At 61.8% G+C, this 24,141-nt stretch carries 20 protein-coding genes; 11 read left to right on the forward strand and 9 right to left on the reverse strand.

Annotation, left to right across the window (positions count from 1 at the left end):
• Positions 1-155 precede the first annotated feature (155 nt).
• The 7 genes from KSW38_RS17950 (at position 156) to KSW38_RS17980 (ending at position 7,706) form a co-directional block, all read left to right on the forward strand.
• Positions 156-887 carry an IclR family transcriptional regulator gene (locus KSW38_RS17950; RefSeq protein WP_216926297.1) on the forward strand — a complete coding sequence of 244 codons (732 nt, stop codon included), beginning with the start codon at positions 156-158 and terminating at the stop codon, positions 885-887.
• Positions 884-1,990 (forward strand): ATP-binding cassette domain-containing protein, encoded by a 1,107-nt coding sequence (locus KSW38_RS17955; RefSeq protein ID WP_216926298.1) that lies wholly within the window; start codon positions 884-886, stop codon positions 1,988-1,990. Before KSW38_RS17950 ends, KSW38_RS17955 begins: the two co-directional genes overlap by 4 nt.
• Entirely contained in the window at positions 1,987-2,637 is a 651-nt protein-coding gene (locus KSW38_RS17960; RefSeq protein ID WP_216926299.1) for an ABC transporter permease, read from the forward strand. The genes KSW38_RS17955 and KSW38_RS17960 overlap by 4 nt, the downstream gene beginning before the upstream one ends.
• Positions 2,598-3,350 (forward strand): ABC transporter permease, encoded by a 753-nt coding sequence (locus KSW38_RS17965; protein ID WP_223947200.1) that lies wholly within the window; start codon positions 2,598-2,600, stop codon positions 3,348-3,350. Before KSW38_RS17960 ends, KSW38_RS17965 begins: the two co-directional genes overlap by 40 nt.
• A 96-nt stretch (positions 3,351-3,446) precedes the next feature.
• A complete protein-coding gene (locus KSW38_RS17970; RefSeq protein WP_216926300.1) occupies positions 3,447-4,361 on the forward strand; it encodes an ABC transporter substrate-binding protein in 915 nt (304 codons plus the stop codon).
• Between the two features lie 46 nt (positions 4,362-4,407).
• A complete protein-coding gene (gene hutU, locus KSW38_RS17975; protein ID WP_216926301.1) occupies positions 4,408-6,147 on the forward strand; it encodes a urocanate hydratase in 1,740 nt (579 codons plus the stop codon).
• Positions 6,148-6,251: 104 nt separating this feature from the next.
• Positions 6,252-7,706, forward strand: coding sequence for an aromatic amino acid ammonia-lyase (locus KSW38_RS17980; RefSeq protein WP_216926302.1), 1,455 nt, complete (start codon positions 6,252-6,254; stop codon positions 7,704-7,706).
• A 111-nt stretch (positions 7,707-7,817) separates the two neighbouring features.
• Here KSW38_RS17980 and KSW38_RS17985 read toward each other — a convergent pair whose 3' ends face one another.
• Together KSW38_RS17985 and rraA are read right to left on the reverse strand one after the other, a co-directional pair.
• The gene (locus KSW38_RS17985; RefSeq protein WP_216926303.1) at positions 7,818-9,470 is read right to left on the reverse strand and encodes an MDR family MFS transporter; all 1,653 of its coding nucleotides are present in this window, start codon (positions 9,468-9,470) and stop codon (positions 7,818-7,820) included.
• Positions 9,471-9,603: 133 nt separating this feature from the next.
• Entirely contained in the window at positions 9,604-10,077 is a 474-nt protein-coding gene (rraA, locus tag KSW38_RS17990; RefSeq protein WP_216926304.1) for a ribonuclease E activity regulator RraA, read from the reverse strand.
• 158 nt (positions 10,078-10,235) lie between these two features.
• Here rraA and KSW38_RS17995 point away from each other — a divergent pair, with 158 nt between their 5' ends.
• Positions 10,236-11,540, forward strand: a complete 1,305-nt coding sequence (locus KSW38_RS17995; protein WP_216926305.1) for an MFS transporter — start codon at positions 10,236-10,238, stop codon at positions 11,538-11,540.
• A gap of 2 nt (positions 11,541-11,542) precedes the next feature.
• Here KSW38_RS17995 and KSW38_RS18000 read toward each other — a convergent pair whose 3' ends face one another.
• The 5 genes from KSW38_RS18000 to KSW38_RS18020 all read right to left on the reverse strand — a co-directional run bounded on the left by KSW38_RS18000 (position 11,543) and on the right by KSW38_RS18020 (position 18,542).
• Positions 11,543-12,769 carry an FG-GAP repeat domain-containing protein gene (locus tag KSW38_RS18000; RefSeq protein ID WP_254186656.1) on the reverse strand — a complete coding sequence of 409 codons (1,227 nt, stop codon included), beginning with the start codon at positions 12,767-12,769 and terminating at the stop codon, positions 11,543-11,545.
• A 145-nt stretch (positions 12,770-12,914) separates the two neighbouring features.
• A complete protein-coding gene (locus KSW38_RS18005; RefSeq protein WP_216926306.1) occupies positions 12,915-14,198 on the reverse strand; it encodes an FG-GAP repeat domain-containing protein in 1,284 nt (427 codons plus the stop codon).
• Between the two features lie 142 nt (positions 14,199-14,340).
• Positions 14,341-16,203, reverse strand: coding sequence for an FG-GAP-like repeat-containing protein (locus KSW38_RS18010; RefSeq protein ID WP_216926307.1), 1,863 nt, complete (start codon positions 16,201-16,203; stop codon positions 14,341-14,343).
• A 15-nt stretch (positions 16,204-16,218) separates the two neighbouring features.
• Positions 16,219-17,364, reverse strand: coding sequence for an FG-GAP repeat domain-containing protein (locus KSW38_RS18015; protein WP_216926308.1), 1,146 nt, complete (start codon positions 17,362-17,364; stop codon positions 16,219-16,221).
• Between the two features lie 50 nt (positions 17,365-17,414).
• Positions 17,415-18,542 carry an FG-GAP repeat domain-containing protein gene (locus KSW38_RS18020; RefSeq protein WP_216926309.1) on the reverse strand — a complete coding sequence of 376 codons (1,128 nt, stop codon included), beginning with the start codon at positions 18,540-18,542 and terminating at the stop codon, positions 17,415-17,417.
• A 210-nt stretch (positions 18,543-18,752) separates the two neighbouring features.
• Here KSW38_RS18020 and KSW38_RS18025 point away from each other — a divergent pair, with 210 nt between their 5' ends.
• From KSW38_RS18025 to KSW38_RS18035, 3 genes are all read left to right on the forward strand, one after another.
• A complete protein-coding gene (locus KSW38_RS18025; RefSeq protein ID WP_216926310.1) occupies positions 18,753-19,361 on the forward strand; it encodes a TetR/AcrR family transcriptional regulator in 609 nt (202 codons plus the stop codon).
• Positions 19,362-19,642: 281 nt separating this feature from the next.
• Positions 19,643-20,833 carry an NAD(P)-dependent malic enzyme gene (locus tag KSW38_RS18030; protein WP_216926311.1) on the forward strand — a complete coding sequence of 397 codons (1,191 nt, stop codon included), beginning with the start codon at positions 19,643-19,645 and terminating at the stop codon, positions 20,831-20,833.
• A 178-nt stretch (positions 20,834-21,011) separates the two neighbouring features.
• A complete protein-coding gene (locus KSW38_RS18035; protein ID WP_216926312.1) occupies positions 21,012-21,515 on the forward strand; it encodes a DUF456 domain-containing protein in 504 nt (167 codons plus the stop codon).
• A 75-nt stretch (positions 21,516-21,590) separates the two neighbouring features.
• Here the strand turns inward: KSW38_RS18035 and KSW38_RS18040 are convergent, their stop codons facing one another.
• Positions 21,591-22,538, reverse strand: coding sequence for a polysaccharide deacetylase family protein (locus KSW38_RS18040; RefSeq protein WP_216926313.1), 948 nt, complete (start codon positions 22,536-22,538; stop codon positions 21,591-21,593).
• The gene (locus tag KSW38_RS18045; RefSeq protein WP_216926314.1) at positions 22,535-24,070 is read right to left on the reverse strand and encodes a purine-cytosine permease family protein; all 1,536 of its coding nucleotides are present in this window, start codon (positions 24,068-24,070) and stop codon (positions 22,535-22,537) included. The genes KSW38_RS18040 and KSW38_RS18045 overlap by 4 nt, the downstream gene beginning before the upstream one ends.
• Between the last annotated feature and the right edge of the window lie 71 nt (positions 24,071-24,141).

Here is a 24,141-nt window from a genome sequence, read left to right on the forward strand (position 1 = left end):
AAAACCAGATGCCACCACATGGCAAGGGATTGGGCGACTATTAACAGGCCGGAAGCATGCGGAGGCCCCATTGGGGCAAATGACGTCTCATCTCCCGGATTGTCAAGTAATCTCCCGTGAAGTCTTGCCATTTGATGAAAATTGATTTTTACTAAGTGGCAAGACATGGTGATTTAGACCACTTGAAAGCAGGTCATGCAGTGGCAGCAGATTCCTCCACCCGGACAGTCGAAAGGGCGTTGGCTCTCCTTAGCGCAGTCTGCACTGATGGCTCCATCAGCCTGAGTGACGCCGCGCGGGTGGTTGACCTTTCTGCCAGCACCGCGCTCCGCCTCCTTCGCACACTGGAAGGCAGCGGCTTCGTGACGCGGGATCCGGGCGGTAATTTCCGTCCGGGAGCCAGCGTCATCCAGTTGGGAGCCCTCGCCTTAGGGCAGGAATCCTTGGTGTCACTTTGCACGCCGCACATGAAGCGGCTCGTCGCCGAAACCGGCGAGTCCTGCTATTTGAGTATTCCCGGTCCTGGGGAAACCGGGATCTACATTGCCATCGTCGAAGGTACGCGCTCTGTCCGGCACACCAGTTGGGTCGGCCGGAGCATCCCCTTGGAAGGGTCCGCTGCCGGCAAGGTACTGACTGGCGGACAGAATGGCCGCGGTTACGCCATCGTGCGCAGCGGCGTTGAAGACGACATTACGGCGGTTGCCGCGCCCATCGTGATCGGTGGCCGAACAGTGGCAGCCCTCAGCATCGTCGTTCCCAGCTACCGCCTGGATGAGGCTAAAGCCCAGACATTTGGCGAGGAACTGGTGAAGGTAGCGGACAACATCCTCGTGGAACCCGACGGAAACCATGAAGTGCCCCAGGAAAGCATGGAAGAGAAATGATCAAATTTGAAAATGTCACCAAGGCGTACCCTGACGGTACTGTCGCCGTCGATGGCCTCAACCTGGAGGCTCCGACCGGAAAGCTGACCATTCTGGTGGGCCCGTCCGGCTGCGGCAAGACCACCTCGCTGAGGATGATCAACCGCCTCATCGAACCCACCAGCGGCACCATCTACCTTGATGACGAGCCCACTTCCGGCATGGACGCAGCGTTGCTCCGGCGCAGGATCGGATACGTAATCCAGCACGCAGGGCTCTTCCCGCATAAGACCATCGTGGACAACGTCTCCACCATGCCGGTCCTCTTGGGCGAGAGCCGCCAGAAGGCGCGCACCAAGGCCCTGGAACTCATGGAGCGAGTGGGTTTGCCCGCGAGCTTCGCCAAGCGCTATCCCTGGCAGCTTTCCGGCGGCCAGCAGCAACGTGTGGGCGTGGCCCGAGCACTGGCATCGGACCCGGCGTTCATGCTCATGGACGAGCCGTTCAGTGCCGTGGATCCTGTGGTGCGCGGGCAGCTGCAGGAGGAGTTCCTCCGGCTCCAGCGTGAGATCGGCAAGACCATCATCATGGTCACCCACGACATCGATGAAGCCCTCAAGCTCGGCGACCAAGTTGCCGTGATGCGGGTCGGCGGCAAGCTCGCACAGATGGCAACGCCGTCAGAGCTACTCACCTCGCCGGCGGATGAGTTCGTTGCGGACTTCGTGGGCAGGGACCGTGGTTATCGCTCCCTGGGCTTTACGAAGACCGCGGGCAGCGTTGCGATCGGTGAAGAAGCTGTGGTTCAGCTCGGCGCTTCCGGAGAGGAGGCCCGCGCCAAGGCTTCGGGGGCTTGGGTGTTGGTAGTCGACGGCGGCCGGAAACCACTCGGGTGGGTCCAACCCGAGCTTCTTAACGGTGAGCTCAAGCGCGAAAACCTGAATCTCAGCGGCATCCCGGCAGCTGCCTCGGGAACGATGCGCCAACTGCTGGACGCCGCACTTTCCTCGCCCAGCCGCCGCGGTGTGGTTGTCAACGAGCATGGTGAGCTGCTCGGAACCGTGACGGCCACAGACGTCGTAAAGGCCATCGAGGCCGAACCACACCTGGAGACGGCCCGATGAACTTTGAGTGGCTGGGCCGCCAGTTCGACAACATCGTTTTCCTGCTCGGCTGGCATGTCCTGCTGGCCGTCATCCCCTTGGTCCTTGGTCTACTGATCGCCTTGCCCCTGGGCTGGTGGGCGCACCGGAGCCGTCGGATCTATCCGCTGCTGGTGGGAGTTGCAGGACTTCTTTACACCGTCCCGTCCCTGGCACTCTTCGTCCTGCTGCCACTTGTCCTTGGCACCAAGATCCTGGACCCGCTGAACATCGTGGCGGCGTTGACCATCTACACGGTGGCGCTGCTGGTGCGAGTAGTGGCAGATGCCCTGGACTCCGTGCCTGAAGACACCGTCCAAGCTGCCAAGGCGATGGGCTACCGCGGTTATCAGAGCCTCATGAAGGTGGAGCTGCCAGTGGGCGTTCCGGTCATATCGGCAGGCCTTCGCGTGGCCGCTGTATCCAACGTCAGCCTGGTCTCCGTTGCCGCGCTGTTGGGTATCCCGCAGCTCGGGTCCCTGTTCACGCAGGGCTTCCAACTCCGCTTCTTTACTCCGATCATCGTGGGCATCGTCCTCTGCGTGATTCTGGCCATGATCCTGGACGGGCTGATCATCCTTCTCAACCGGTGGCTGACACCGTGGACCCCCAAGGTGGTGGCATCGTGAACTACTTGTTCGACCCCGCGCACTGGAGCGGCGCAGACGGCATCCCGACCTTGATTGGTGAGCACCTCCTGTATTCCCTGATCGCACTGGCCATCGCTGCGGTTATCGCAGTGCCGCTGGGCATCTACATCGGAGTAACGGGCAAAGGCGTGTTCATGATTGCTGGCTTGGCCAACGCCCTGCGCGCCCTGCCGAGCGTCGGCCTGCTGATCCTTTTGGTCCTGCTGATCTCACCGGCCTTCCCATCGAGAATGGGCTACATCCTGCCAAGCCTTATCGTGCTGGTACTCCTTGCAGTGCCGCCTATCCTGACCAACACTTATGCCGGTGTGCGCGCAGTGGATGCTGCCGCCGTCGACGCCGCCCGGGGCATGGGCTTCCGCACCATGAAGATCCTTACGGATGTCCAGCTGCCCTGCGCACTTCCGCTGGTTTTATCTGGTGTCCGAAGCGCACTGCTGCAGATCATCTCGACTGCGACCATCGCAGCATACATTTCGCTCGGCGGCCTGGGCCGGCTCCTGATCGACGGCAAGGCCCAAAATGATTACAGCCAAATGGTCGCCGGCGCCGTCCTCGTTGCTTTGCTGGCACTGTTCTTCGACCAGCTCCTCGCCTTCATCACCCGCCGGGTCGTCTCACCAGGACTGACACGGCGAACCATCAAATCGGCTCCTGTAGCCGAACCCGTGAAGACCCCCGTCACGGTCTAACCAACACCCGGCGCTGGATTCGGCGCGTAAGTTTCACCTCCATCCACCCCACCTGGCTGCTGCATGCCTTGTAAGCGCCATCTCAGGAGAGCTGACATGAAGAAGTACTTGACCGGTTTCACCCTTGCCGCCGTTGCGGCCATCACCTTGAGTGCCTGCGGCGGCGGGGACCCTATGAGCACGTCCAACACTGCGGCAGCAGGAGGCTCCGGCGACAGCATCATTGTCGGTTCGGCTGACTTCCCCGAAAGTCAGCTGATCGCCAAGATCTACGCCGAGGCCCTGAAGGCCAAGGGCGTCAACGTCACGGAAAAGCCAAGTATTGGCAGCCGCGAGGTCACTATCCCCGCACTAAAGGACGGCTCCATCGACCTCATGCCGGAGTACGGCGGTGCGCTCCTCCAGTACCTGGATTCCGCCACCAAGGCAGTCTCGTCCGAGGAAGTCACCAAAGAACTGGCCACCAAGATCCCCTCTGGGCTGACTGTTCTGACTGCTTCTGAAGCGCAGGATAAGGACGTCCTCACCGTAAAGAAGGACATCGCGGACCAATACAAGCTCAAGACCATCGAGGACCTCCAGCCGGTTGCCAAGGAACTCGTCCTGGGCGGGCCGCCGGAGTGGAAGACACGCCTCAACGGCGTTGCCGGACTGAAGTCCGTGTACAACCTTGAGTTCAAGGAATTTTCAGCGCTCGACGCCGGTGGGCCGCTGACGCTGAACGCCCTCCTTTCTGGCCAGATACAGGTCGCGGACCTCTTCAGCACCGATCCGGCCCTGGCGGAGAACAACCTGGTGGCGCTCGAGGACAACAAGAACCTCTTCCTCTCAGAGAACATCCTGCCGGTCATCAACCAGAAGAAGTCCACGGATACAGTGAAGGCAACCCTGGATAAGGTCTCGGCTGCACTCACCACAGAGGACCTCATCAAGATGAACGGCCGCGTGGCGAAGTTCGAGGACATCGGCGAGATCGCCAAGGAATGGCTTAAGAACAAGAACCTGGGCTAATCCCACTGACTTTGCGCTGATTTTCCAGGATTCATAGGAGTAAAGAATGACTGCCGATTTCACTACTGGTGCCCGTCCGGTTAAGGCCGCGCGGGGTACTGAGCTTACTGCCAAGTCGTGGCAGACCGAGGCGCCGTTGCGCATGTTGATGAACAACCTGGATCCCGAGGTTGCTGAGCGCCCGGATGATTTGGTGGTTTACGGCGGTACGGGCCGTGCCGTGCGTTCCTGGGCTGCGTTCGATGCGATCACCCGGACCCTGGAGACCATGGAGAAGGACGAGACGCTGCTGGTGCAGTCGGGTAAGCCGGTGGGTGTGTTCCGCACCCACGAGTGGGCTCCGCGTGTGTTGTTGGCGAACTCGAACCTGGTGGGGGACTGGGCGACGTGGCCTGAGTTCCGCCGTCTCGAGGCCGAGGGCCTGATGATGTACGGGCAGATGACTGCAGGGTCCTGGATCTACATCGGCACGCAGGGCATCCTGCAGGGCACGTATGAGACGTTCGCTGCGGTTGGGAACAAGCTCGCTGCGGAGGGCAGGCATCCGGCACCGGCCGCGGAAGGCTCGGCGGCTGCTGGTTCGGTCGAAGGCCCGCTCGCGGGGACGCTGACGTTGACTGGTGGGTGTGGCGGGATGGGCGGTGCCCAGCCGCTGGCGGTGACGTTGAACGACGGCGCGTGCCTGATTGTGGACGTGGACGAGACCCGTCTGCGCCGGCGTGCGGGCAAACGCTACCTGGATGAGGTGGAAACGGATCTGGATGCTGCGATCGCGAAGGTCCAGAAGGCCAAGGCCGAGCGCCGCGGCTGGTCCGTTGGGTACGTGGGCAACGCCGCGGAGGTGTTCCCGGAACTGCTCCGCCGCCACAAGGCCGGCGAATTGACGATCGATGTCGTCACCGATCAGACCTCCGCGCATGATCCGCTGTCCTACCTGCCGGAGGGCATCACCGTGGCGGAGTGGCACACGGAGGCTGAGGCGGATCCGGAAGGGTTCACCAAGAAGGCCCAGGCGTCCATGGCCCGCCACGTCCAGGCGATGGTGGAGTTCCAGGACGCCGGTGCCGAGGTGTTCGATTATGGCAACTCGATCCGTGATGAGGCACGCAAGGGCGGGTATGAGCGGGCGTTCGAGTTCCCCGGCTTTGTCCCGGCCTATATCCGTCCGTTGTTCTGCGAGGGTCTGGGCCCGTTCCGTTGGGTTGCCCTGTCCGGGGACCCGGAAGACATTGCCGTGACGGATGCGGCGATCAAGGAACTGTTCCCGGAGAACACGCACCTGCACAAGTGGCTTGACGCTGCTGCGGACCGGGTGGAGTTCGAGGGCCTGCCGGCACGTATTTGCTGGCTCGGGTATGGCGAACGGGCCAAGGCCGGGTTGTTGTTCAACCAGCTCGTCGCCGAGGGCAAGGTCAAGGCCCCGATCGTGATCGGCCGTGACCACCTGGATTCCGGTTCCGTGGCGTCTCCGTACCGTGAGACCGAGGCCATGGCCGACGGGTCCGACGCGATTGCTGACTGGCCGCTGCTGAACGCCCTGATCAACACCTCCTCGGGCGCTACGTGGGTGTCGATCCACCACGGCGGCGGTGTCGGGATCGGCCGGTCCCTGCACGCCGGGCAGGTTTCCGTCGCCGACGGCACCGACCTCGCCGCGGAGAAACTCGAACGGCTCCTGACCAACGACCCCGGCATGGGCGTCATCCGCCACGTCGACGCCGGCTACGACCGCGCCGTCGAAGTCGCCAACGAACGCGGCGTCCGCATCCCCATGAACGAAGCCTAGTAACCCAACTGACTGGCAATAGTGGTTGCCACGAGCCTTCACAACAACCACAACTGCCAGTCAGTTGGGTGCTGGCACCTGGTCGCGAATGAAAGGATCGGTTCATGATCGTGATCGATGGAGTGCAATTAGAGTTGGCTGACGTCGTGGCAATTGCAGTTGGCGGCCAGAAGGTGGTTCTAGCTCCTTCGGCGATCGAACGCATGGCTGCCTCACAGCGCTCAGCCCGCGCAACGGCACAGGCACGGCCTGTGTACGGGCGGTCCACGGGTGTTGGAGCCAACCGCTCCGTGACCCTGGATACATCGGATGCGTCCGCCGACCAGCACGGACTCAACTTGCTTCGGAGCCATGCCGTGGACGCCGGACGTGCCCTTGACCGGGAAACGGTGAGGGCCATGCTCGTGGTCAGAGCATCGCAACTGGCCGCGGGCGCTTCCGGGATCAACCCCGCTCTGTCCGAAGCGGTCGTGGAGATGCTGAACGCAGATACTTTGCCGGAAGTGCGGGAGTTCGGCGGTATTGGCACGGCAGATCTTCCTGCGCTGGCCGGAACTGCGCTAACACTCTTGGGTGAGCGTCCCGCGATGGATGGCAAGCCGGTGCCTGTGCCATTGGCTTCCTGGCCCACAGAAGATGCGCTTCCCTTCATAAGTTCCAGTGCCCTGACCATCGGGCAGGCCATCCTTGCCCACCAGAAACTGGCCACCCTGATGGAGAACCTGACCACGATCAGCGCGCTCTCCTTCACGGCCATGTCAGGGAATCTGGAGGCATTTGCCCCGGAGGTAGCAAAGGCCAGTGAATCGGACGCAACAGCGGACGTGGCTGCTATTCTGCGGGAATTGGTAGCTGGATCAGGCAAGCCTGCAAGGATTCAGGATCCGTATTGTCTGCGCATGCTGCCGCACTCGCTGGGTGCGGTACGGGAGGAACTGGAGTCGCTAAGGATCACACTGGAGCGCTTGGCTGTAGCGGGCCATGAGAATCCTATGGTCTTTGGCTCCGTGGAAGACGGCACCAACGGCGTGGCACACCACGGCCTGTTCCATATGTCCACGCTCGCCCGGCGTATCGACGGCCTGCAGGTGGCACTTGGTGCTGCATGTACAACGACGCTTGGCAGAGTCAGCCGTCTCAGCGATCCCGCTTTCACAGGTCTCCACCGATTCCTTGCAGGCGATGACGCAGGCCAGTCCGGCGTCATGATGCTGGAGTACGTCGCCGCTGCAGCGGTGGGCCGTATTCGCGCCAACGCCCAGCCGGTAAGCCTGCAAACCGTGAACCTTTCCCTGGGCGCCGAGGAAGATGCAAGCTTCGCGACTCTCGGTTCTGCACAGTTGGAGTCCACTGCGCACGCGTTGGCAACCGTCGCCGGCGTCGAGCTTGTTTGTGCGTCCCGGGCGCTCCGCGCGCAAAGCAGGCATCCGGAGGAATTCAGCAGCCCCAGGCTGCGGGCCATGATGGAGGTAGGCTTCACCTTGCCGTCCGACGTTCAGGACCGCGACTTGCGGGACGACCTTGAGCAGGCCCAGCGCCTTGTCCAGGAGTCTTACTGATCTCCAAGCAGTGAAGGACACCGACTTCGAACGACCATGGCTCCAAAAACAATAACGGCAGGCGGTCCGATGACCGCCTGCCGTTTCTGGTATTCGAGGAGCCGGTACCGCCTAGTGGGCGGGGACGGATTCCTTGGCTGCCGCCTTGGGGTCCATGAGCTTCTTATTCGGCAACGCGAAGCTGATGAGGAAGGCGATGAGCATGAGGCCAGCTGCCGTGAGCATCACAGTGTCAATTGCCTGTGCGAAGCCCTCGGTGATGGGCCTAGTGAGCGTGCTGTTGGCTGCGTGCAGCCAGCTGGTGTCGTTCAGGGAATCGTTGTTGGCGCCATTCTTGAAGAAGTCGAAGAGCTTGGCGTTCGCAGGGTCTGCCGCCACGGCCGGATCCTTCATGACCGCTTGGTAGTCCGGGCTGGAAGCAGCGGACTTCATGCCATCGGCGATCTTGTCCGCGGCCAGGCTGAACAGCATGGAGATGAACACGGCCGTGCCCACGGCCCCACCCATGGAACGGAAGAATGCCGCCGTGGAGGTTCCGACGCCCATGTCCTTCGGCGGTACCGATACCTGCATGGCAAGTGTCAGCGGCTGCATGCAGAAGCCCAAGCCGACTCCGAAGAACACGGCAATGAGTCCGGGAACCCAAAGGCCTGTGTCCACGCCGAGCACAAGGCCCATGACAGTGGCGGCGCCGGCCAGGATTGCCGTACCCAGGATGGGGAAGATCCTGTAAACGCCCGACGACGAGATGGTACGCCCGGCGCTGATGGAACCAAACAGGATGCCCACGGTGAAGGTGATCATCATCAGACCCGCTTCGGTGGGGGTGAGGCCTTTCACCAACTGCAAGTACATGGGCAGCATAGCGATGGCGCCGAACATGCCGATGCCGATGATGAAGTTCAGCAAGGATGACAAACCGAAGGTTGCGTTCTTAAAGAGACGCAAGGGGATCAGCGCGTAGTCCCCGGCCCGCATCTCGGCGAGCAGGAAGGCAACGATACCGATGACGCCAAGGCCGTAGCAGATCCAGGATGCGCCCGATGCCCAACCCCAGGACCGGCCCTGCTCAGCCACAAGAAGGAGCGGAACGATTGCCAGTGTGATGGCTGCGGCGCCCCAATAGTCGATCTTCTGCTTCACGTGCCGTGCTGGCAGGTGAAGGAACATAAAGACCACCGTGAGTGCGGCCAGGCCAATGGGAAGGTTGATGAAGAATACCCAGCGCCAGCCGTCGAAGCCCAGGATGCTCGATGTTCCCGCGAAAGCGCCGCCGATGACAGGACCGAGAACGGAGGAGATACCGAATACGGACATGAAGTAGCCCTGGTATTTGGCCCGGTCCTTCAAAGCAACGATGTCGCCGATGATTGTCAGTGCCAGCGCTAAAAGGCCACCTGCGCCCAGGCCCTGCACGCCACGGGCGATGGCAAGCTCCGTCATGGAATGGACGGACCCGGCATAGAGGGAACCGGCCAGGAAGATCAGGATGGCTGCCAAGTACAGCGGACGGCGCCCGAAGATGTCACTGAGCTTGCCGTAGAGCGGCGTACTTACAGTAGACGTGATGAGGTACGCGGTAGTGGCCCATGCCTGGAGTGACAAGCCGTCGAGGTCGTTGGCGATGGTGTAGATGGACGTCGACACAATGGTCTGGTCCAGTGAGGACAGGAACATGCCGAGCATGAGTCCCACCATGACGGTGAGCGTCTGACGATGCGTCAGGACCTCGCCGGCGGCCCGGACGGGCGCAGATTTGGACATATCTTCTCCAGAGGTGGCAGAAAAGTAGATTTTAAGCAGGATAGTTGCTTTCAGTAACTATCCTAATGCCTGTTTGATTCCCGGAAGAAGAATGTTTCTTGAACAACCCTCGTAAGACGGCCAGTCCGGGGCGTCAGCGTTCCACGAGAATGCCATCGGGATCGCTGTAGATCATTACGCCGGGTTGGATCCTCACGCGGTCAATCACCAGCTGGACATCAACCTCACCTACACCCGTCTTTGCGCTTTTCTTCGGGTTGCTGCCCAGCGCCTTGATGCCCAGCGGCAGGCGCGCAAGGGCTTCTCGATCCCGGACTGCTCCGTTAATGATCACGCCTGCCCAACCATTGGCTACGGCACTTTCGGCGATCATGTCTCCCATGAGGGCAGTCCTCAATGATCCCTGACCGTCAACAACCAGAACGGCTCCTTCGCCGGGCGTCCCAAGGACTGTCTTCACCAGGGCGTTGTCCTCGAAACACCTGATGGTACGTACCTGTCCGCTGAAGTGCGTGTGACCGCCAAGGTTCTGGAACTGGACTGCTACCGATTCCAATTCCTCGCCGCGATCGTCATAGAGATCAGCCGTATTAATCTGCTCGCTCATGTCCTTCTCCTCCATACGTTTGAGGCCACACTAACGCGTACGGCACGTGAGCGGCACGGCACGTCGTGGGCTATGTGGATAACTGACAACAACTTAGATCCCATGCCCTTCACGCGCGCTAATCTGAATCCAGACGTTGAAACTAGGGGGAACCTGCCATGAGCCTGTCCGACCTGCCCGGTCCAATTCCGGATCCTGCCGTTGTGCGGGGCGGTACGGCCACCGCCCTGGCCGAGCCTGTGGACCGTGTCCGGGCACTATGGATTACAGGCGTTGTACTCATCAATGTGGGCATCAACGCGGCGTTCTTCGGCCCCATTCAGGTGCTGTTGGGCCAGCAGGCGGCTCACTTTGATGAAGAACAAAAGGAAGCGATTCTGGCTCTTGTCACGGGCTGCGGCGCCGCCGTTTCCTTGGTGGCCAATCCCTTGTTCGGGGCGTTCAGCGACCGTACCGTCTCCCGCTTCGGACGTCGCGTTCCGTGGGTCCTCGTGGGAGCAATCCTGGGCGCGGTAGCACTCGTAGGACTGGCGGGAGCACCGAACGTCGCCGTCATGACGGTGCTGTGGTGCTTGGTGCAGGCCGGATGCAACGGCGCCTATGCGGCAATCACCGCTGCGATTCCAGACCGCGTTCCAGTGCCGCAACGCGGCACCGTCGGTGGTTTGGCAGCCATGGGACAGACAGTTGGCATCCTGGCGGGCGCGGTGATTGCCGCCGTCGTAGCTGGAAACTTTGCTGCCGGCTACCTGGTGTGTGCAGCGGCGCTGCTTGCCGGCGTCGTGTTGTATCTGTTCAAGAATGACGACCAGCCGCTTCCAATCCAGGCGCGTCCACCGTTCAGTCTTGTGCGGTTTTTCCAAGGTTTTTGGATTTCGCCGGCGCTCTATCCCGATTTCGCGTGGGCATGGCTCACGCGGTTGCTGGTGAACATTGGCAACCACATGGTCACGCTCTATCTACTGTTCTTCCTCAGCGATGCCGTGCATGTGAAGGAAACCGAGGGCATCGAACCAGCGTTCGGAGTGCTTATCCTGACTGGCCTGTATGCGGTCATGGTGATTATCACCAGCGTGATTGGCGGAACATTGAGCGATCGGATGGGCAAGCGGAAGCCTTTGGTCATCGCCTCGTCCGTCATCATCGCTATTGCGTCGTTGATTCTCGGGTTTGCGCCGACGTGGGCCGGCGCCATCACGGGCGCGATCGTCCTCGGCGTCGGCTTTGGAGCATATCTGGCCGTGGACTTTGCACTGATCACCCAGGTCCTGCCAACGGCGCTGGACCGTGGCAGGGATCTGGGTGTGATCAATGTGGCGAACTCGCTGCCGCAGGTGGTTGCCCCGCTCATCGCTTTCCCGTTCGTCACGTACTGGGGCGGCTACGTCTCGCTGTACGTAGCCGCCGCCGTCATCGGACTCCTTGGGGCCGTGTTCGTGGTCAAGATCAAGAGTGTGGCATAGGCCTAGAAGACGGCGGTCAAGCCTCCCCAGCCCCAGCCGACGACAGGTGACTCCTTCCAGCGGAAGCCGGAGATGCCCTGCCACCAGTAAAAGTATGTGTCACCCAAGTACATTGTTAGGCGTCCGCCTCCATCTATCCCGTATACATCGGAATAGCCATCCCCGTTGAAGTCGCCGGGCATGCCAAAACGCGCCATGGAATCCCAACCCCAACCAATGGAGCCGGCAAAGCCGCCTGGCATCCCGTACTCGTCAAACCACCCGTTGCGATTTGTGGTGCGGACTTGTAGATCACCCCAGGATGAGCGGCTGAGAACCACCAGGTCGGACGAACCCAAGAAGTGCCCCGCTCCAACCGAATTCAAACCATTCCATCCCTGACCGATCTTGCGAGGTGTAAGCCATCCACCACGACCGCTACCTGGATAAAGAAACATATTTCCCGCCGCATCTTTCGCGAGGATATCGTTTGACCCGTCGCCGTTGAAGTCTCCAGGGGCTATTAGTTCGTTGAACCCTTGCCAGCCTTGCCCAATCTGGAACGATGCCTTCCAGCCTCCAGCGCCATTTCCCTGGTAGAGGAACAACCGTCCTTGTCCATCGCGGGCAAGGACATCGACGGTTCCATCGCCATCGAAATCACCAGGTGAAACGAGAAGATTGAACACATTCCAGCCCCATCCAATTACTTGGGTTGGCTGCCAGTTGCCGTGGCCATCCGTGGGGTAGAGCAGGAGCCTACCTGCGGAGTCTCGGGCAAAGACATCAAGAGTGCCATCGCTGTTGAATCCGCGCGCCCGGGCTGCTGCCGCGATTCTTAGCGGGTTCTGTGCCTTTATGGTCAACTCTGAGTCAGCGTCATATGTAATTGTGACCGCTGCGGCGATCACATGTCCAAGGTCCGACTGTGCGGCACGATATGAAGGACCGTTAACACCAGCAATAGGCGTGCCATCACGGGTCCAGGAATAAGAGTACGTCGGAGGGCCTCCTGGACCGAAAGTTATCATGGGAGCATGTTCGACCTTCAGTAGCCCGCCAACGCTCGGGTCACCACCCAATTGCGGAGTGTAGTTGGTGAACACGTCACCAGTTCGGACCGCCGAAGAAACAACAGCATCAGCCGGCAGCGCCGGAGCCGCCACAAGGCCAGCAATAATGGACGCCGCCAAGGCCGAAAGAAGCCGCCGCTTGGATGCGGTAATACGGGATCGAGTGCCAGGCTCCAAAGGATTCCTCCAAGGAAGAGGCTGGCCAATACGGCCAGCATGAACAATATGAAGGGATGTTGCACGGTCGGGTAAGGCATCACGCAGGCAGTTAGGCCTGAAAATCATTCGGACGAGGCCCTCGCCCTACGCCTAACGCCGGACTCTAGAAAACAGCGTTGAAGCCGCCCCAGCCCCAGCCGACTACAGCGGAGCCCTTCCACCCGCCTGAGCCATTGCCGTAGTACATGCGCATCTGGCCGGAGGTGTCGATGCCCCAGACGTCGTTGGCGCCATCGCCGTCGAAGTCGCCGGCACCGCCGAGCTTGGTGATGGCGTTCCAGCCCTGGCCGATCACACGGCTGGTGGTCCACCCGGCATGACCATTGCCACCGTAGAAGACAAGGTTTCCGGCGCCGTCGCGGGCCAGGACATCAGGCTTGTGGTCGCCGTCGAAATCGCCAGGGGAGAACACGGAAGTCATGCCGCCCCATCCCCAGCCGATGGTTGAAGCAGCCAGGAATCCGCCTTGGCCATTGCCCGGGTACAGCACGAGCTCACCGGAAGACTTGCGGGCAAGGAGGTCGTTGTTGCCGTCTCCACTAAAGTCGCCCGCGGCGAAGATGCTGCTGAAGATTCCCCAGCCCCAACCGATCTGCTGCCTCGGATACCAACCGCCATGCCAGCCGGCCGGATAAAGGAAGAGCGAGCCGGCGCTGTCACGGGCGATGACGTCATTTTCGCCGTCGTTGTTGAAGTCGCCGGCAGCGAACATAGTGTTGAAGATGTTCCACCCCGAGCCGACTTCATATGCCTGTTGCCACGTGCCATTTCCGCCGGTAGGGAACAATCCGAGGCGTCCCCAGGAGTCCCGGACGTACAGGCTCATGGTGTACTGATCCCAATACTCGGCACGGTAGAAGCCGGACGTGTGGGGACGATCGATGTCTACGGGAGTCACGTAGTTGAAGTCCAGAGCGTCCAAGGCCACAGCCGCAGTTCCGGAGGCGGGGAGGTTGCCGGGATTGTGGATCAAGGAACCATCGCGCCAGTAACCAACTTCCTGACCAGCTGCGGTTTGAATCTGCATGTACTGGGCAAGGTACGTTCCCGGCGGGGTCCCCTGTGCAAAGAAGAGGTCGAACGAGTACGTCGAATCAGCGGAGCTGTAAGAGCCCTGCGTCATCGTCGTGTGCAATTTGCCCGTTGCAGTATTCCGGAACAGGACGTAGACGTCAGTGATTGGACCGGATGCCTGAAGGGTGACACGTGATGTTGCCTGCCCTCCAGCGCTGATCGCGTCTGGCGTCGTAGAGACCGCTACAGGTACCGGTGCGAAGGCGTCATCGGCGTGGGCTGCAGGTGCCAAACCCAGCCCGCCGACCAAAATAGCGCTGCCCATAAATGCGGCCAGCCAGCTGCGCACGCGGCGCAGAGGAGTGCTCCCCATGGTTCCCCCAAATTAGGCCGGTCGCAGATGGCCGGCGGGTGTAAGTGACTTGAGAGTACATGGAGTCGCCGACAGTCTGGGAATTTGCTGACAAAAATTCGCGCAAAAGACAAGTCAAGCCGAAAACGCAACCAAAATCGGCTTAGAAAACCGCCGTGAACCCACCCCAGCCCCAGCCAACAACTCCGGCGCCTTTCCAGCCTCCGATGCCGCTGCCGTAGTACATGTTCAGTTGGCCGGCGGCGTCGATGGCCCAGACGTCGTTGAAGCCGTCTCCGTTGAAGTCGCCGGCCCCACCAATGCGGGACATGACGTTCCAGCCAGTGCCAATAGCTCGGGCAGTTGTCCATCCGCCGTTGCCGTTGCCGCCGTAGAGCCGCAGGTTTCCACCGCTGTCACGGCCCAGGACATCGGGGTTGCCGTCGCCGTCGAAGTCGCCGGGCGAGAAGACCTGGCTGAGGGCGTTCCACCCCTGGCCTACGGCGCCGGGGGATTTAAAGCCGCCCGTCCCGTTGCCGGGGTAGAGCACCAAGGCGCCTAAAGGCGTGCGGGCGAGGACATCGTTGGTGCCATCGCCCGAGAAGTCGCCTGCGGCGATGATCGAATCGAAGACGTCCCAACGCCAGCCGATCTGCTTGCGCGGAAGCCAGCCGCCAGTCCCATTGCCGGGGTACAGGAACAAGGAGCCATCGTGGTCCCTTGCGATGACGTCATTGAAACCGTCTCCGTCAAAGTCGCCGGCGTTGAAGACGATATCGAACACGTCCCAACCAAAGCCGATGGTCCGGGCAGCTTGCCAGTGGCCTGCGCCATCAGTGGGGTACAGGAGCAGGTTCGCCGCAGCATTCCGCGCGAACAGGTCCATGGAGGCCCCGGCGTCGAAACCTGTTGTGTGCGGTTTGTTCCGAACCACGGTGCGGCCGAAGACCGTAAACGGACGCGTGGCCGTCACAGGATTGCCCACTTGGACTACTGCCCGGAAACCAACGACGGCGCCGCGGTCCGCTGCCTGAAGAGTGTAAGTCTTCGTCGTGGCACCGCTGATCACCGTACCTTTGCGCACCCATTCGTACCTGACGCTTACGGGTCCCGCGAGTGTCCCGCTGGAAACACTGCCCTCGTTAAAGACGCCGGTGAGCTTCTCGCCGACGATCAACTTGCCTTGGAGTGTAGGAGCGGTAGCTGTGATGGGTGACGTGGGCGTCAGCGGGAGCGACGATGCCGACACAGCCCGGTAGCCTGACCGCGTGGCCGTGACCCGTACTGACAGCGTCTGGTCTAGGTCTGCTTCTGCGATGCGGTAAGTGTTTTGCGTGGCTCCAGGGATCGGCTGGCCGTTGCGCAGCCACTGGTAGGCGAAGCCAGTGGGCGGCTGGGTCCAAGATCCGTTGTCCGTGGTCAGCACTTGGTCGTAGCGTGCCACGCCTGTGATGCTTGGGGGTTTGATATTTGGATTGTCCACGAGCGGAAAGTTGGGATTGTTGACGGCGAAGTCGACGCCGTCCAAGGCTCCCGGCCGCTGCGTCGGTGCTTCCAGCCCTTGCGAGAGGAAGAGGATGTTGCCGTCGCGGCCGTAGCGGACAACCCCCTGGCCCAAGGGGAGCATGATGTTGACGCTGAGGAGTTTGTAGCGCCCGGTTCGCTGGAAGGCGCTTCCGTCCACCGGCACTTTGGCTTGGGCGCTGTAGGGCCCGGACAGCTGGCTGGTAGGTCCGTAGAGGGTGGCCTGCTCCAAGGTGTCCTCGTTGACGTAGGTGAAACCTACTTCCTTCGCAGGACCGCTCAGTGTGAAGGACAAGGAGATAACACTCCCTGGACCCACCGTTGCCGCTGACGTCCGGACCACCACGGTGGGAAGAGGGGCGGTTGTTCCTGCAGCTGTAGCGCGGGGCGGTGGGACTGCGATGGCCAGCGCGGAGCACAGGAGGATGGCTAGAAGGATGTAAAAACCCGTCCGTACTGAATGCACAAAAGCCGCTGGGCGCACGGAAGAAAAAGTCGTCATGGTATCCCCCTATCCCTAGAACAAGGCGTTAAAACCGCCCCAGCCCCAGCCGATGGTTTGGGCGCCGTTCCAGCCGCCGTCGCCGTCGCCGTAGTAGGCCAGCAGCTGGCCGGATCCGTCCACTGCATAGACGTCTACATTGCCGTTACCGTCGATGTCGCCGGCGGCGCCAATGGCCGCCATTCCGTTCCAGCCTTGCCCGATCACGGCCATGCCCGCCCAGCCGCCAGCTCCATTGCCCTTGTACAGGCGCAGGGCACCTGAGGTGTCGCGGGCCAGGATGTCCACGTTGTGGTCACCGTCGAAGTCACCGGGTGTGATGATCTTGTTGACCACGTTCCAGCCGCTGCCTACAACAGACCGGTTGAGCCAGCCGCCGTCGCCGTTTCCGGGATAGAGGTAGAGCAAGCCACCGGAGTCGCGGGCGAGGATGTCGTTGTTGCCGTCCCCATCGAAGTCGCCAGGGGACACTATCGAGTTAAAGCCATTCCATCCCGCGCCTACTTGGCGGCCGGCGAAGAACCCGCCATCCCCGGTTCCTGCGTAGAGGAAGAGGTTTCCGGCCGAGTCCTTTGCGAGGATGTCGTTGGTCCCATCCCCATTGAAGTCGCCCGGCGAGACCACGGTCCCGAAACCATTCCAGCCGGGACCTACGGTCCTGGCGGATTCCCAGGCGCCGCCAACGCGGGGATACATCATGAGGGTGCCATCTGTGCGGCGGGCAAGCAGTTCGAAGGTGCCACGCCCGGTGAAGCCGTTGGCCCGGTTGGAGGCGGAGATCTCTACAGTCTCGGCGCTGCCAACTTCCATGGGATCACAAGGATAGTTCGAGGCGACGTACGCGGCGATGGTCTTGCCGCGGTCCTCTTCGGTGAGCTTGTAGTTCCACCACTCCCAGTGGTCCTCGGCATGCACGCCGTCACGGGTCCAGTAGATGTGGTAATCGGGTCCGGCGGCCGCGCCGCAGCCACGGTAAGAGTCAGGATCGATCTCCACGGTTAGCGTGGAGCCAACAAATGGCGCACCGTGAACCACGGGATCTGTGGGGTCCGTGGTTGCCATGGCAGGTGCCGGGGCGAAGGCGACGGCGGCAATAAGCGCGGCCGCAATCCCGGCTACCGCTCGGCGCACGCCTGATGCACGGCATGATAGAGCGTTCATTTTGTCCTCCCCAGACTTATGCGGTTAATGGTACCGCGGCTGGGACTCAGCTAGAAGATTGCTGTGAAGCCGCCCCAGCCGTTACCCACCACCTGGGATGTGCGCCATCCCGTCCGGCCATCGCTGTAATAGATCACTAGCCGGCCCTGCTGGTCCACGCCGTAAACGTCCGGGAAGCCATCATTGTCGAAGTCACCCGCCGCACCCGCGGCTTTGAGGGCATTCCAACCAACACCGATAAGCCACGACCGCGTCCAGCCGCCGGCCCCGTTGCCGCCGTAGAAATACAGGTAGCCGCTGCGGTCACGGGCCAACACGTCCACCTTGCCATCGCCGTTGAAGTCGCCAGGCGTCAGCAGGGTGTCCATAACCTGCCAGCCCTGCCCGACGGCGGTCCTCGCCAGCCAGCCTCCGGAACCATTGCCCGGGTACAAGTAGAGGGCGCCGCCGGGTTCCCTGGCCAGGATGTCGTTGTTGCCGTCCCCGTTGAAGTCACCGGGGCTGACGATTGAGTCGAAAATGTTCCAGCCCTTGCCGATGGTCTGGGCCGGCTTCCAACCACCGGTTCCGTCGCCGGCATAGAGATAAAGCGTGCCTGCTGAATCCCGTGCGATCACGTCGCCCTTGCCGTCACCGTTGAAGTCGCCGGGGGAAAGGACAAGGTTGAAGACGTTCCACCCCCAGCCCACGGTGCGGGCGGCATCCCAAGCGGCGCCTGTCCGCCCATACAGCATCAATGAGCCGTCACTTCCGCGCGCCAGGAGTTCGAAGCTGCGGCCCGTGAATCCGTTGGCCCGGTTGGGCGCAGCGACGGGGCCGGTCTCGTCGCTGTGGAGGGTTTCGCCTCCGCATGCGGTTTTGCTGGCTGTCAGGTGCGCGGCCATCCGGGCGCCCGTGTCATCCTGCTGCAGGAGATAGCTGCGCCCGGTTTCGCCCGCCACCAGGAAGCCATCTCTTGTCCAGTAGACGGTGAAATCAGGGCCCTTTCCGCCGCCGCAGCCGTAGAAGGTATATGGGCCGATTTCGGTTGTTAGCGTCTTGCCGACAAACGCGTCACCAATGACAACGGGGTCCGGCCCGTTGCTGGACGCGCCCGACGCCGGCAGGGGGCTAAGCGCCACGACCGCCACAGCGGCGGTCAGCAGCGCTGCTGCCATCCGGCGTCGAAAATTCCCCATGGTGGTCTTCCTCCCGTGTGCTCACCCAAATCTTCCTGCAGTGTATGTGCGGCAACCGCCCTTTCCCGGGAACGGCATGGATGCGTTCGAAGAAGGGCGCTCTCAGGAAACGGTCATTTTGCTCACGTATCATTGGTGCGATCGGCCTGCCGCGGGTCCTTTGACCTGAGCCGGCCGTTTCCTTGCCAGCCTGCCAAGAGATCGCCGGAAATGCCCGAACCGTTTTCCCTGGAACCGTACTCCCTTGATCTGACGACGGGGTTGCCCCGTATGGCTGCCGCACCCACCACGCCGCGGCAGCTGCTGCGCTATGCCCGCATCCTGAAGACCGCGGCGGGCTTTGCCCAACGTCAATTCGACACGTTGAGTTTGTCCGACATTGCCGCTAAAGCGGACGTGCCGCTGGGCACCCTGTATCGCTACTTCCCCTCCACAGCGCACCTGATGTTGGCCGTGTACCGGCAGCAATTGCGCGAGCTTCGGGATGGCGTGCGCCAGAGGAAAGGCAAGGGCCATGCACTTGCAGGATTGATGATGGAGATCTTCCACCTGAGGGTTATGCAGCCCGGGGTGGAGCACTGCCTCATCCGGCCTGCCGGCAAAGACAGCGATACTGCCCAGTTGCTGCGGGAGATCGACCTCTTGTCCGAAGAAGTCGTGGGTTCCTTGAGCAAAGAGCCCGGAAACGATGCCCCGAAGGCCAGGATTCTGTTGCATCTGGTCAGTGGTCTGGTCCAGGCCGTCCGGTGTCGTCGCTTGTCGCTCTTTGAGGCAGAGAAGGACCTCAAGAAGGCGTGCAGCCTCGTGACCGGGGAATGACGATATAGGTCTTCCGGTCTAGACCACCGACCCTTGAGAATGCGTTTTTTCGCGTGAACTGGGTCACTTTTTGAGCTGCCTAAACGTTTTACTCTCGAATCGTCTCTCTTGGTATTGAATCTTGTACCCTGCGCGCTTCCTTACGCTGGAAACACCGAAGCGGCTAGCAGCCCATACCTGCAGATGCACCTTCCGGGCCAGCCACCCTTGGTCCGAACCAGCAGTTCTGTTCCTGCCCGAACCATGCCGTGGGTCCACGGCTAGCCTGAGGAGACAAAGACGTGTCCATTGAGACAATCGCTACTGACAACGACGCCTTGGTACTGAGCGAAGAAGAGATCTTCGCAGCACACGAGGGCGGCAAGCTGACGATTTCCAGCACCGTTCCCCTGAACAACAAGCGTGACCTTTCCATCGCGTACACCCCGGGCGTCGCCCAGGTCAGCCGCGCAATCCACGCCAACCCCGAGCTTGCCCGCACCCACACCTGGGCTGAGCGCCTGGTAGTTGTGGTCAGCGACGGCACCGCCGTCCTGGGTCTGGGCAACATTGGCGCCAGCGCCTCCCTGCCCGTCATGGAGGGTAAGTCTGCCCTCTTCAAGTCCTTCGGCGACCTCGATTCCATCCCGCTGGTCCTCAACACCACCAACGTGGACGAGATCATCGAGACCCTGGTCCGCCTCCGCCCGAGCTTCGGTGCAGTGAACCTTGAAGACATCTCAGCGCCCCGTTGCTTCGAACTCGAAGAGCGCCTCATCGAAGCACTCGACTGCCCGGTCATGCACGATGACCAGCACGGCACCGCCGTCGTGGTTCTCGCAGCCCTGACCAACGCTGCCAAGGTGACCAAGCGCGAACTCGCGGGCCTCAAAGTGGTTGTCTCCGGCGCGGGTGCCGCCGGCATCGCCATTGCCGAGATTCTTCTTGCCGTTGGCATCAAGGACGTCATCCTGCTCGATTCCAAGGGTGTGGTCAACGCTGAGCGTGCCGATCTCGTGGCCGATCCCAGCAGCGTCAAGGCCCGCATGGCCCAGCGGACCAACCCGCGCGGCATCAGCGGTGGTCCGGGCGAGGGTCTGACGGGTGCCGATGTCTTCGTCGGCGTGTCCTCCTCCAAGCTGGACGAAGAACACCTGAAGCTCATGAACGATCAGTCGATCGTGTTCGCCCTGTCCAACCCGGACCCGGAAGTTCTCCCCGAGGTTGCCCAGAAGTACGCGGCTGTTGTCGCCACCGGCCGGAGCGACTTCCCGAACCAGATCAACAACGTGCTGGCCTTCCCCGGCATCTTCCGCGGCGCACTCGACGCCAAGGCCCGCCGCATCACGCCCGCCATGAAGATCGCTGCTGCCAACGCCATCGCTGAACTGGCGGCGGAAGACCTTTCCGCGGATTACATCGTTCCGAGCCCGCTGGATGCCCGCGTGGCACCGGCTGTCACCGCGGCTGTTGCCGCAGCAGTGGCTGAGTAGCGGTTACTGACGCAAGAACAACGACGACGGCGACGCCTCCCATGCCGGGGAGCGTCGCCGTCGCTGTTCGTTAAGGAGCAACGCGGGGTCACCTGCGGCCCATGTTGCCCCGTGGGATGGGCCGCAAGTGACCCCGCGTTGCAAGTGGCGGCGGAGGGGCCGCACCTAGACTGGGGCCATGAACGCCGAACTCGTTGTGACCATTCTGTGCGGCCTGGCCATTGCGGTTGGGGTCGCCGGGACCATCATGCCTGTCCTCCCGGGCAGCATCCTCATTGGTGCGAGCCTGCTCGCTTGGGCCATTTGGGGCGGTGTGGGAACCCTCGGCTGGGTGATCTTCGCGATCGGCATGGTGTTTGTGGTGGCCGGGATGGCTGCCAGCGCCGTATTCACGGGGCGAAAACTCAAACAGCATGGGATTCCCAACAGGTCTGTTGTGGTTGGGATAGTTCTTGGCGTGGTGGGAATGTTCGTGATTCCGGTGGTTGGGCTGGTGGTGGGGTTCGCCGTCGGGCTCCTGCTGAGCGAGGTCCAGCGGACCCGTGACTTCCGTACAGCTGTCCGCTCAAGCGGCGCCGCGCTCAAGGCCACGGGCATAGGCATTCTTGTGGAGTTCGGGCTCGCATGTGCGGCTGCGAGCACGTGGGTCATCGGAGTTTGGATCAACGCGGTGAATGGTTAAACTCCGGCGCTGGGATGGCAAAAGATGACAATCCCGGGCCGTGGGATTGTCATCTTTTGCCATCTCAGCGAAGCGCTAGCGGAGGGTGGGTACCCGCACCTGGGCCGGGCGGAATGAAGCGCCGGCTCCCGGGAACAAGGGGACGTCGATCCGCGCGTGGGTATGGATTTCCTGAACCGTATCCTTCGTGTGCTGCGCGATCTCGGCAAGAGTGGTGACCCACATCCCATCGAGGTCTTTCACCCGTTCGATCAGCTGCTCCAATGCGACAGCCCTGGATGGCCTGCCGGAGATGAACGGGTGGTTGGTCAGGACGAAGCAGCTGCCTTGGGCGTGGTGCGCCTGGGCCTCAAGAGTCCACATTTCCAAAGCCTTGGCCGGACTTTCGATGACCCCGCTGCCCGTGATGCCGGGGTAGAATGCGTACTGCTCCCAATCATCCAGGGCCCAGTCAACGGGAATTTCCACGATGTCCCGCGGATCGTCCTCGGCCACTGACATGCGGTAGGGGGCATCGCCGTCGAGCAGGCTTGAGTCGTAAAGGAAGCCGCGGTCCGCCAGCAGTGCGGGCGACTGCCAGTTCAACTCCCACCACGGAGCCCGGTAGCCCACGGGCCGAACACCGGCGACGTTAGCCAGGGCTTCCAATCCACGGTCCAGGTAGCTGGCTTCGGTTGCGGCGTCGATGCCCTGCATTGGCTCGTGAAGGTAGCCGTGGTGGGCTATTTCGTGCCCACCGTCAGCGATCCTGCGCACCACATCGGGGTAACTCTCCGCAGTGAATCCAGGGATGAAGAACGTTCCCTTGACGTCCTGGCGATCCAGGATTCGAAGGAGCCGCGGGACGGCAATCTTGGGGCCATACGACTGGTGGCTCATGAGGGACATGCGCCGGGTGCTGGACGGATCTTGGGCGATGGTGCAGGACTCAGCGTCAACGTCGAAGGTGAAGGTCGCTGCGGCTTTGAAACCTTCCGGCCAGGTGATCGGGTGGAGGGAGTCCGCAAAGGCGGGCTGGCTCATGCTGTGGTCCTTTCAACGGCCGGGGCGGTTGCGGGTTGGGTAACGGACACGTGGTTCGAATCGGCAAGGATATACTTTCGGTGCGCCCGGGGCCCGAGGATTGCGTAGGCTGCCGCGCTGGTCAGTCCGCCGGCCAGCCACGAGAGATCCCAGCCGCCAAGTGCCACGGCGATGGGGCCTTGCATTACTGGGATCAGGCCGTACATGAACAGCCAGGTGGAGAAGATGCCAGCCAGCAGGGAGACGATGCCGGCCCAGTTGATCACTGGGAGGCGGTTGGTGCCGACGCCGTCGAAGAGCCGTTCAACCTTTCCGGGCCAGCGCTTCTCCAGCCAGAAGTAGTGCACCAACATGACGCCGCCCCAAGCAGCTACCCATGCCACCAGGCCGATCAACCAGGCGTCCAGTACCGAGGCGAAGTCCTCCTGGAAGATGAAAAACACGACGGCGAGCAGCGAGAAGACGCCGACGAACAGGTTGAGCTTGCGACGATTGATCTTGATGTCCAAGGCCTGCGTAGCCACTGAGAAGGTGTAGATGTTCAGGATGTTGGTGGCGATGGGGCCATGCAACACCATGAGGAGGACGGGGAGGGCAAGGACGCCGAAGTTCTGCACGATCAGCTTGCCGGGGTCGATCTCGCCGCTGTTCGTGGCAAGGCTCGCACCGAGGACACCGAGCCAGACCACGGGAATGAACTGGCCAAGGACCGAAGCCAGGTAGACCTTGCGCTTGGGAACCGAGGTGCTGACGAAGCGCGAGTAGTCCGCGGCGTACGTGAACCAGGTGATGCCCCAGCCGATGCCGATGGCGGTCATGACTGCACTCATGGCCGCGATCCGTTCGGATCCTTCAAGAATGTTGCCGGCCGGACCTGCATAGCCCCAGTCGATCTTCATGCCGAACCAGGCCACTGCGGACATGACGGCCAGGATGATGATGGTGGGCGGGACAGTCCACTTTTCGAAAGCGGCGATCGCCTTGTAGCCGAACCAGGCGATGGCAACCTGGGCGGTCATGATGAGAGTGGCCACGCCGATCTTCCAGGCGTAGTTCTTTGCGGTGGGGTCCACCCAGCCCAGCGTTCCGAAGAGCGCCATGACCAGGTCCAGGATGATCCACGTATTGACCGCGCACCATCCGATGACCAGGAGGGCCTGGATGGCGGCGGGGAGGTAGTTACCACGGCGACCGAACGCGGCCCGGGCGAGGACCATGCCTGTAGCGCCGGTCCTTTGGCCAAGGAGGACGAAACAGCCAAACAGCAACATGCCGATCAGGTTGCCCAGGACCAGGACAAAGACGGTGTCGGCGAAGCCGAGGCCGAGGTGGATTCCGAGTGCGCCCAGTACCCAGTTGATAGGAGCAAGGTTGGCGCCGGCCCAGATCCAGAACTGGCCTGAGACCTTGCGCGTGCGGTCTGACTCGGGGATGGGCTGCAGCCAGGCTTCGCTGTCATGGGCCGGCGCCGTTGCCGGGTCTGACTGCGCTGAGCCTGACTGCTGTGAGGCAGGGGAGAGGTTGTCTTGCATGAGGGAGAGCCTCCGTGTGTGAAAGGGACTCTTTCAGCGTATGTGCCACAGATCACAGCAACAAGATACGA

The organism is Paenarthrobacter aromaticivorans (assembly GCF_019038615.1).
Classification (GTDB): Bacteria; Actinomycetota; Actinomycetes; order Actinomycetales; family Micrococcaceae; genus Arthrobacter; species Arthrobacter aromaticivorans.

Coding starts and splice junctions, on each gene's coding strand:
- KSW38_RS17955 (WP_216926298.1), top strand. CDS start 884: ATGATCAAATTTGAAAATGTCACCAAGGCGTACCCTGACGGTACTGTC.
- KSW38_RS17960 (WP_216926299.1), top strand. CDS start 1,987: ATGAACTTTGAGTGGCTGGGCCGCCAGTTCGACAACATCGTTTTCCTG.
- KSW38_RS17970 (WP_216926300.1), top strand. CDS start 3,447: ATGAAGAAGTACTTGACCGGTTTCACCCTTGCCGCCGTTGCGGCCATC.
- hutU (WP_216926301.1), top strand. CDS start 4,408: ATGACTGCCGATTTCACTACTGGTGCCCGTCCGGTTAAGGCCGCGCGG.
- KSW38_RS17980 (WP_216926302.1), top strand. CDS start 6,252: ATGATCGTGATCGATGGAGTGCAATTAGAGTTGGCTGACGTCGTGGCA.
- KSW38_RS17985 (WP_216926303.1), bottom strand. CDS start 9,470: ATGTCCAAATCTGCGCCCGTCCGGGCCGCCGGCGAGGTCCTGACGCAT.
- rraA (WP_216926304.1), bottom strand. CDS start 10,077: ATGAGCGAGCAGATTAATACGGCTGATCTCTATGACGATCGCGGCGAG.
- KSW38_RS17995 (WP_216926305.1), top strand. CDS start 10,236: ATGAGCCTGTCCGACCTGCCCGGTCCAATTCCGGATCCTGCCGTTGTG.
- KSW38_RS18005 (WP_216926306.1), bottom strand. CDS start 14,198: ATGGGGAGCACTCCTCTGCGCCGCGTGCGCAGCTGGCTGGCCGCATTT.
- KSW38_RS18010 (WP_216926307.1), bottom strand. CDS start 16,203: ATGACGACTTTTTCTTCCGTGCGCCCAGCGGCTTTTGTGCATTCAGTA.
- KSW38_RS18015 (WP_216926308.1), bottom strand. CDS start 17,364: ATGAACGCTCTATCATGCCGTGCATCAGGCGTGCGCCGAGCGGTAGCC.
- KSW38_RS18020 (WP_216926309.1), bottom strand. CDS start 18,542: ATGGGGAATTTTCGACGCCGGATGGCAGCAGCGCTGCTGACCGCCGCT.
- KSW38_RS18025 (WP_216926310.1), top strand. CDS start 18,753: ATGCCCGAACCGTTTTCCCTGGAACCGTACTCCCTTGATCTGACGACG.
- KSW38_RS18035 (WP_216926312.1), top strand. CDS start 21,012: ATGAACGCCGAACTCGTTGTGACCATTCTGTGCGGCCTGGCCATTGCG.
- KSW38_RS18040 (WP_216926313.1), bottom strand. CDS start 22,538: ATGAGCCAGCCCGCCTTTGCGGACTCCCTCCACCCGATCACCTGGCCG.
- KSW38_RS18045 (WP_216926314.1), bottom strand. CDS start 24,070: ATGCAAGACAACCTCTCCCCTGCCTCACAGCAGTCAGGCTCAGCGCAG.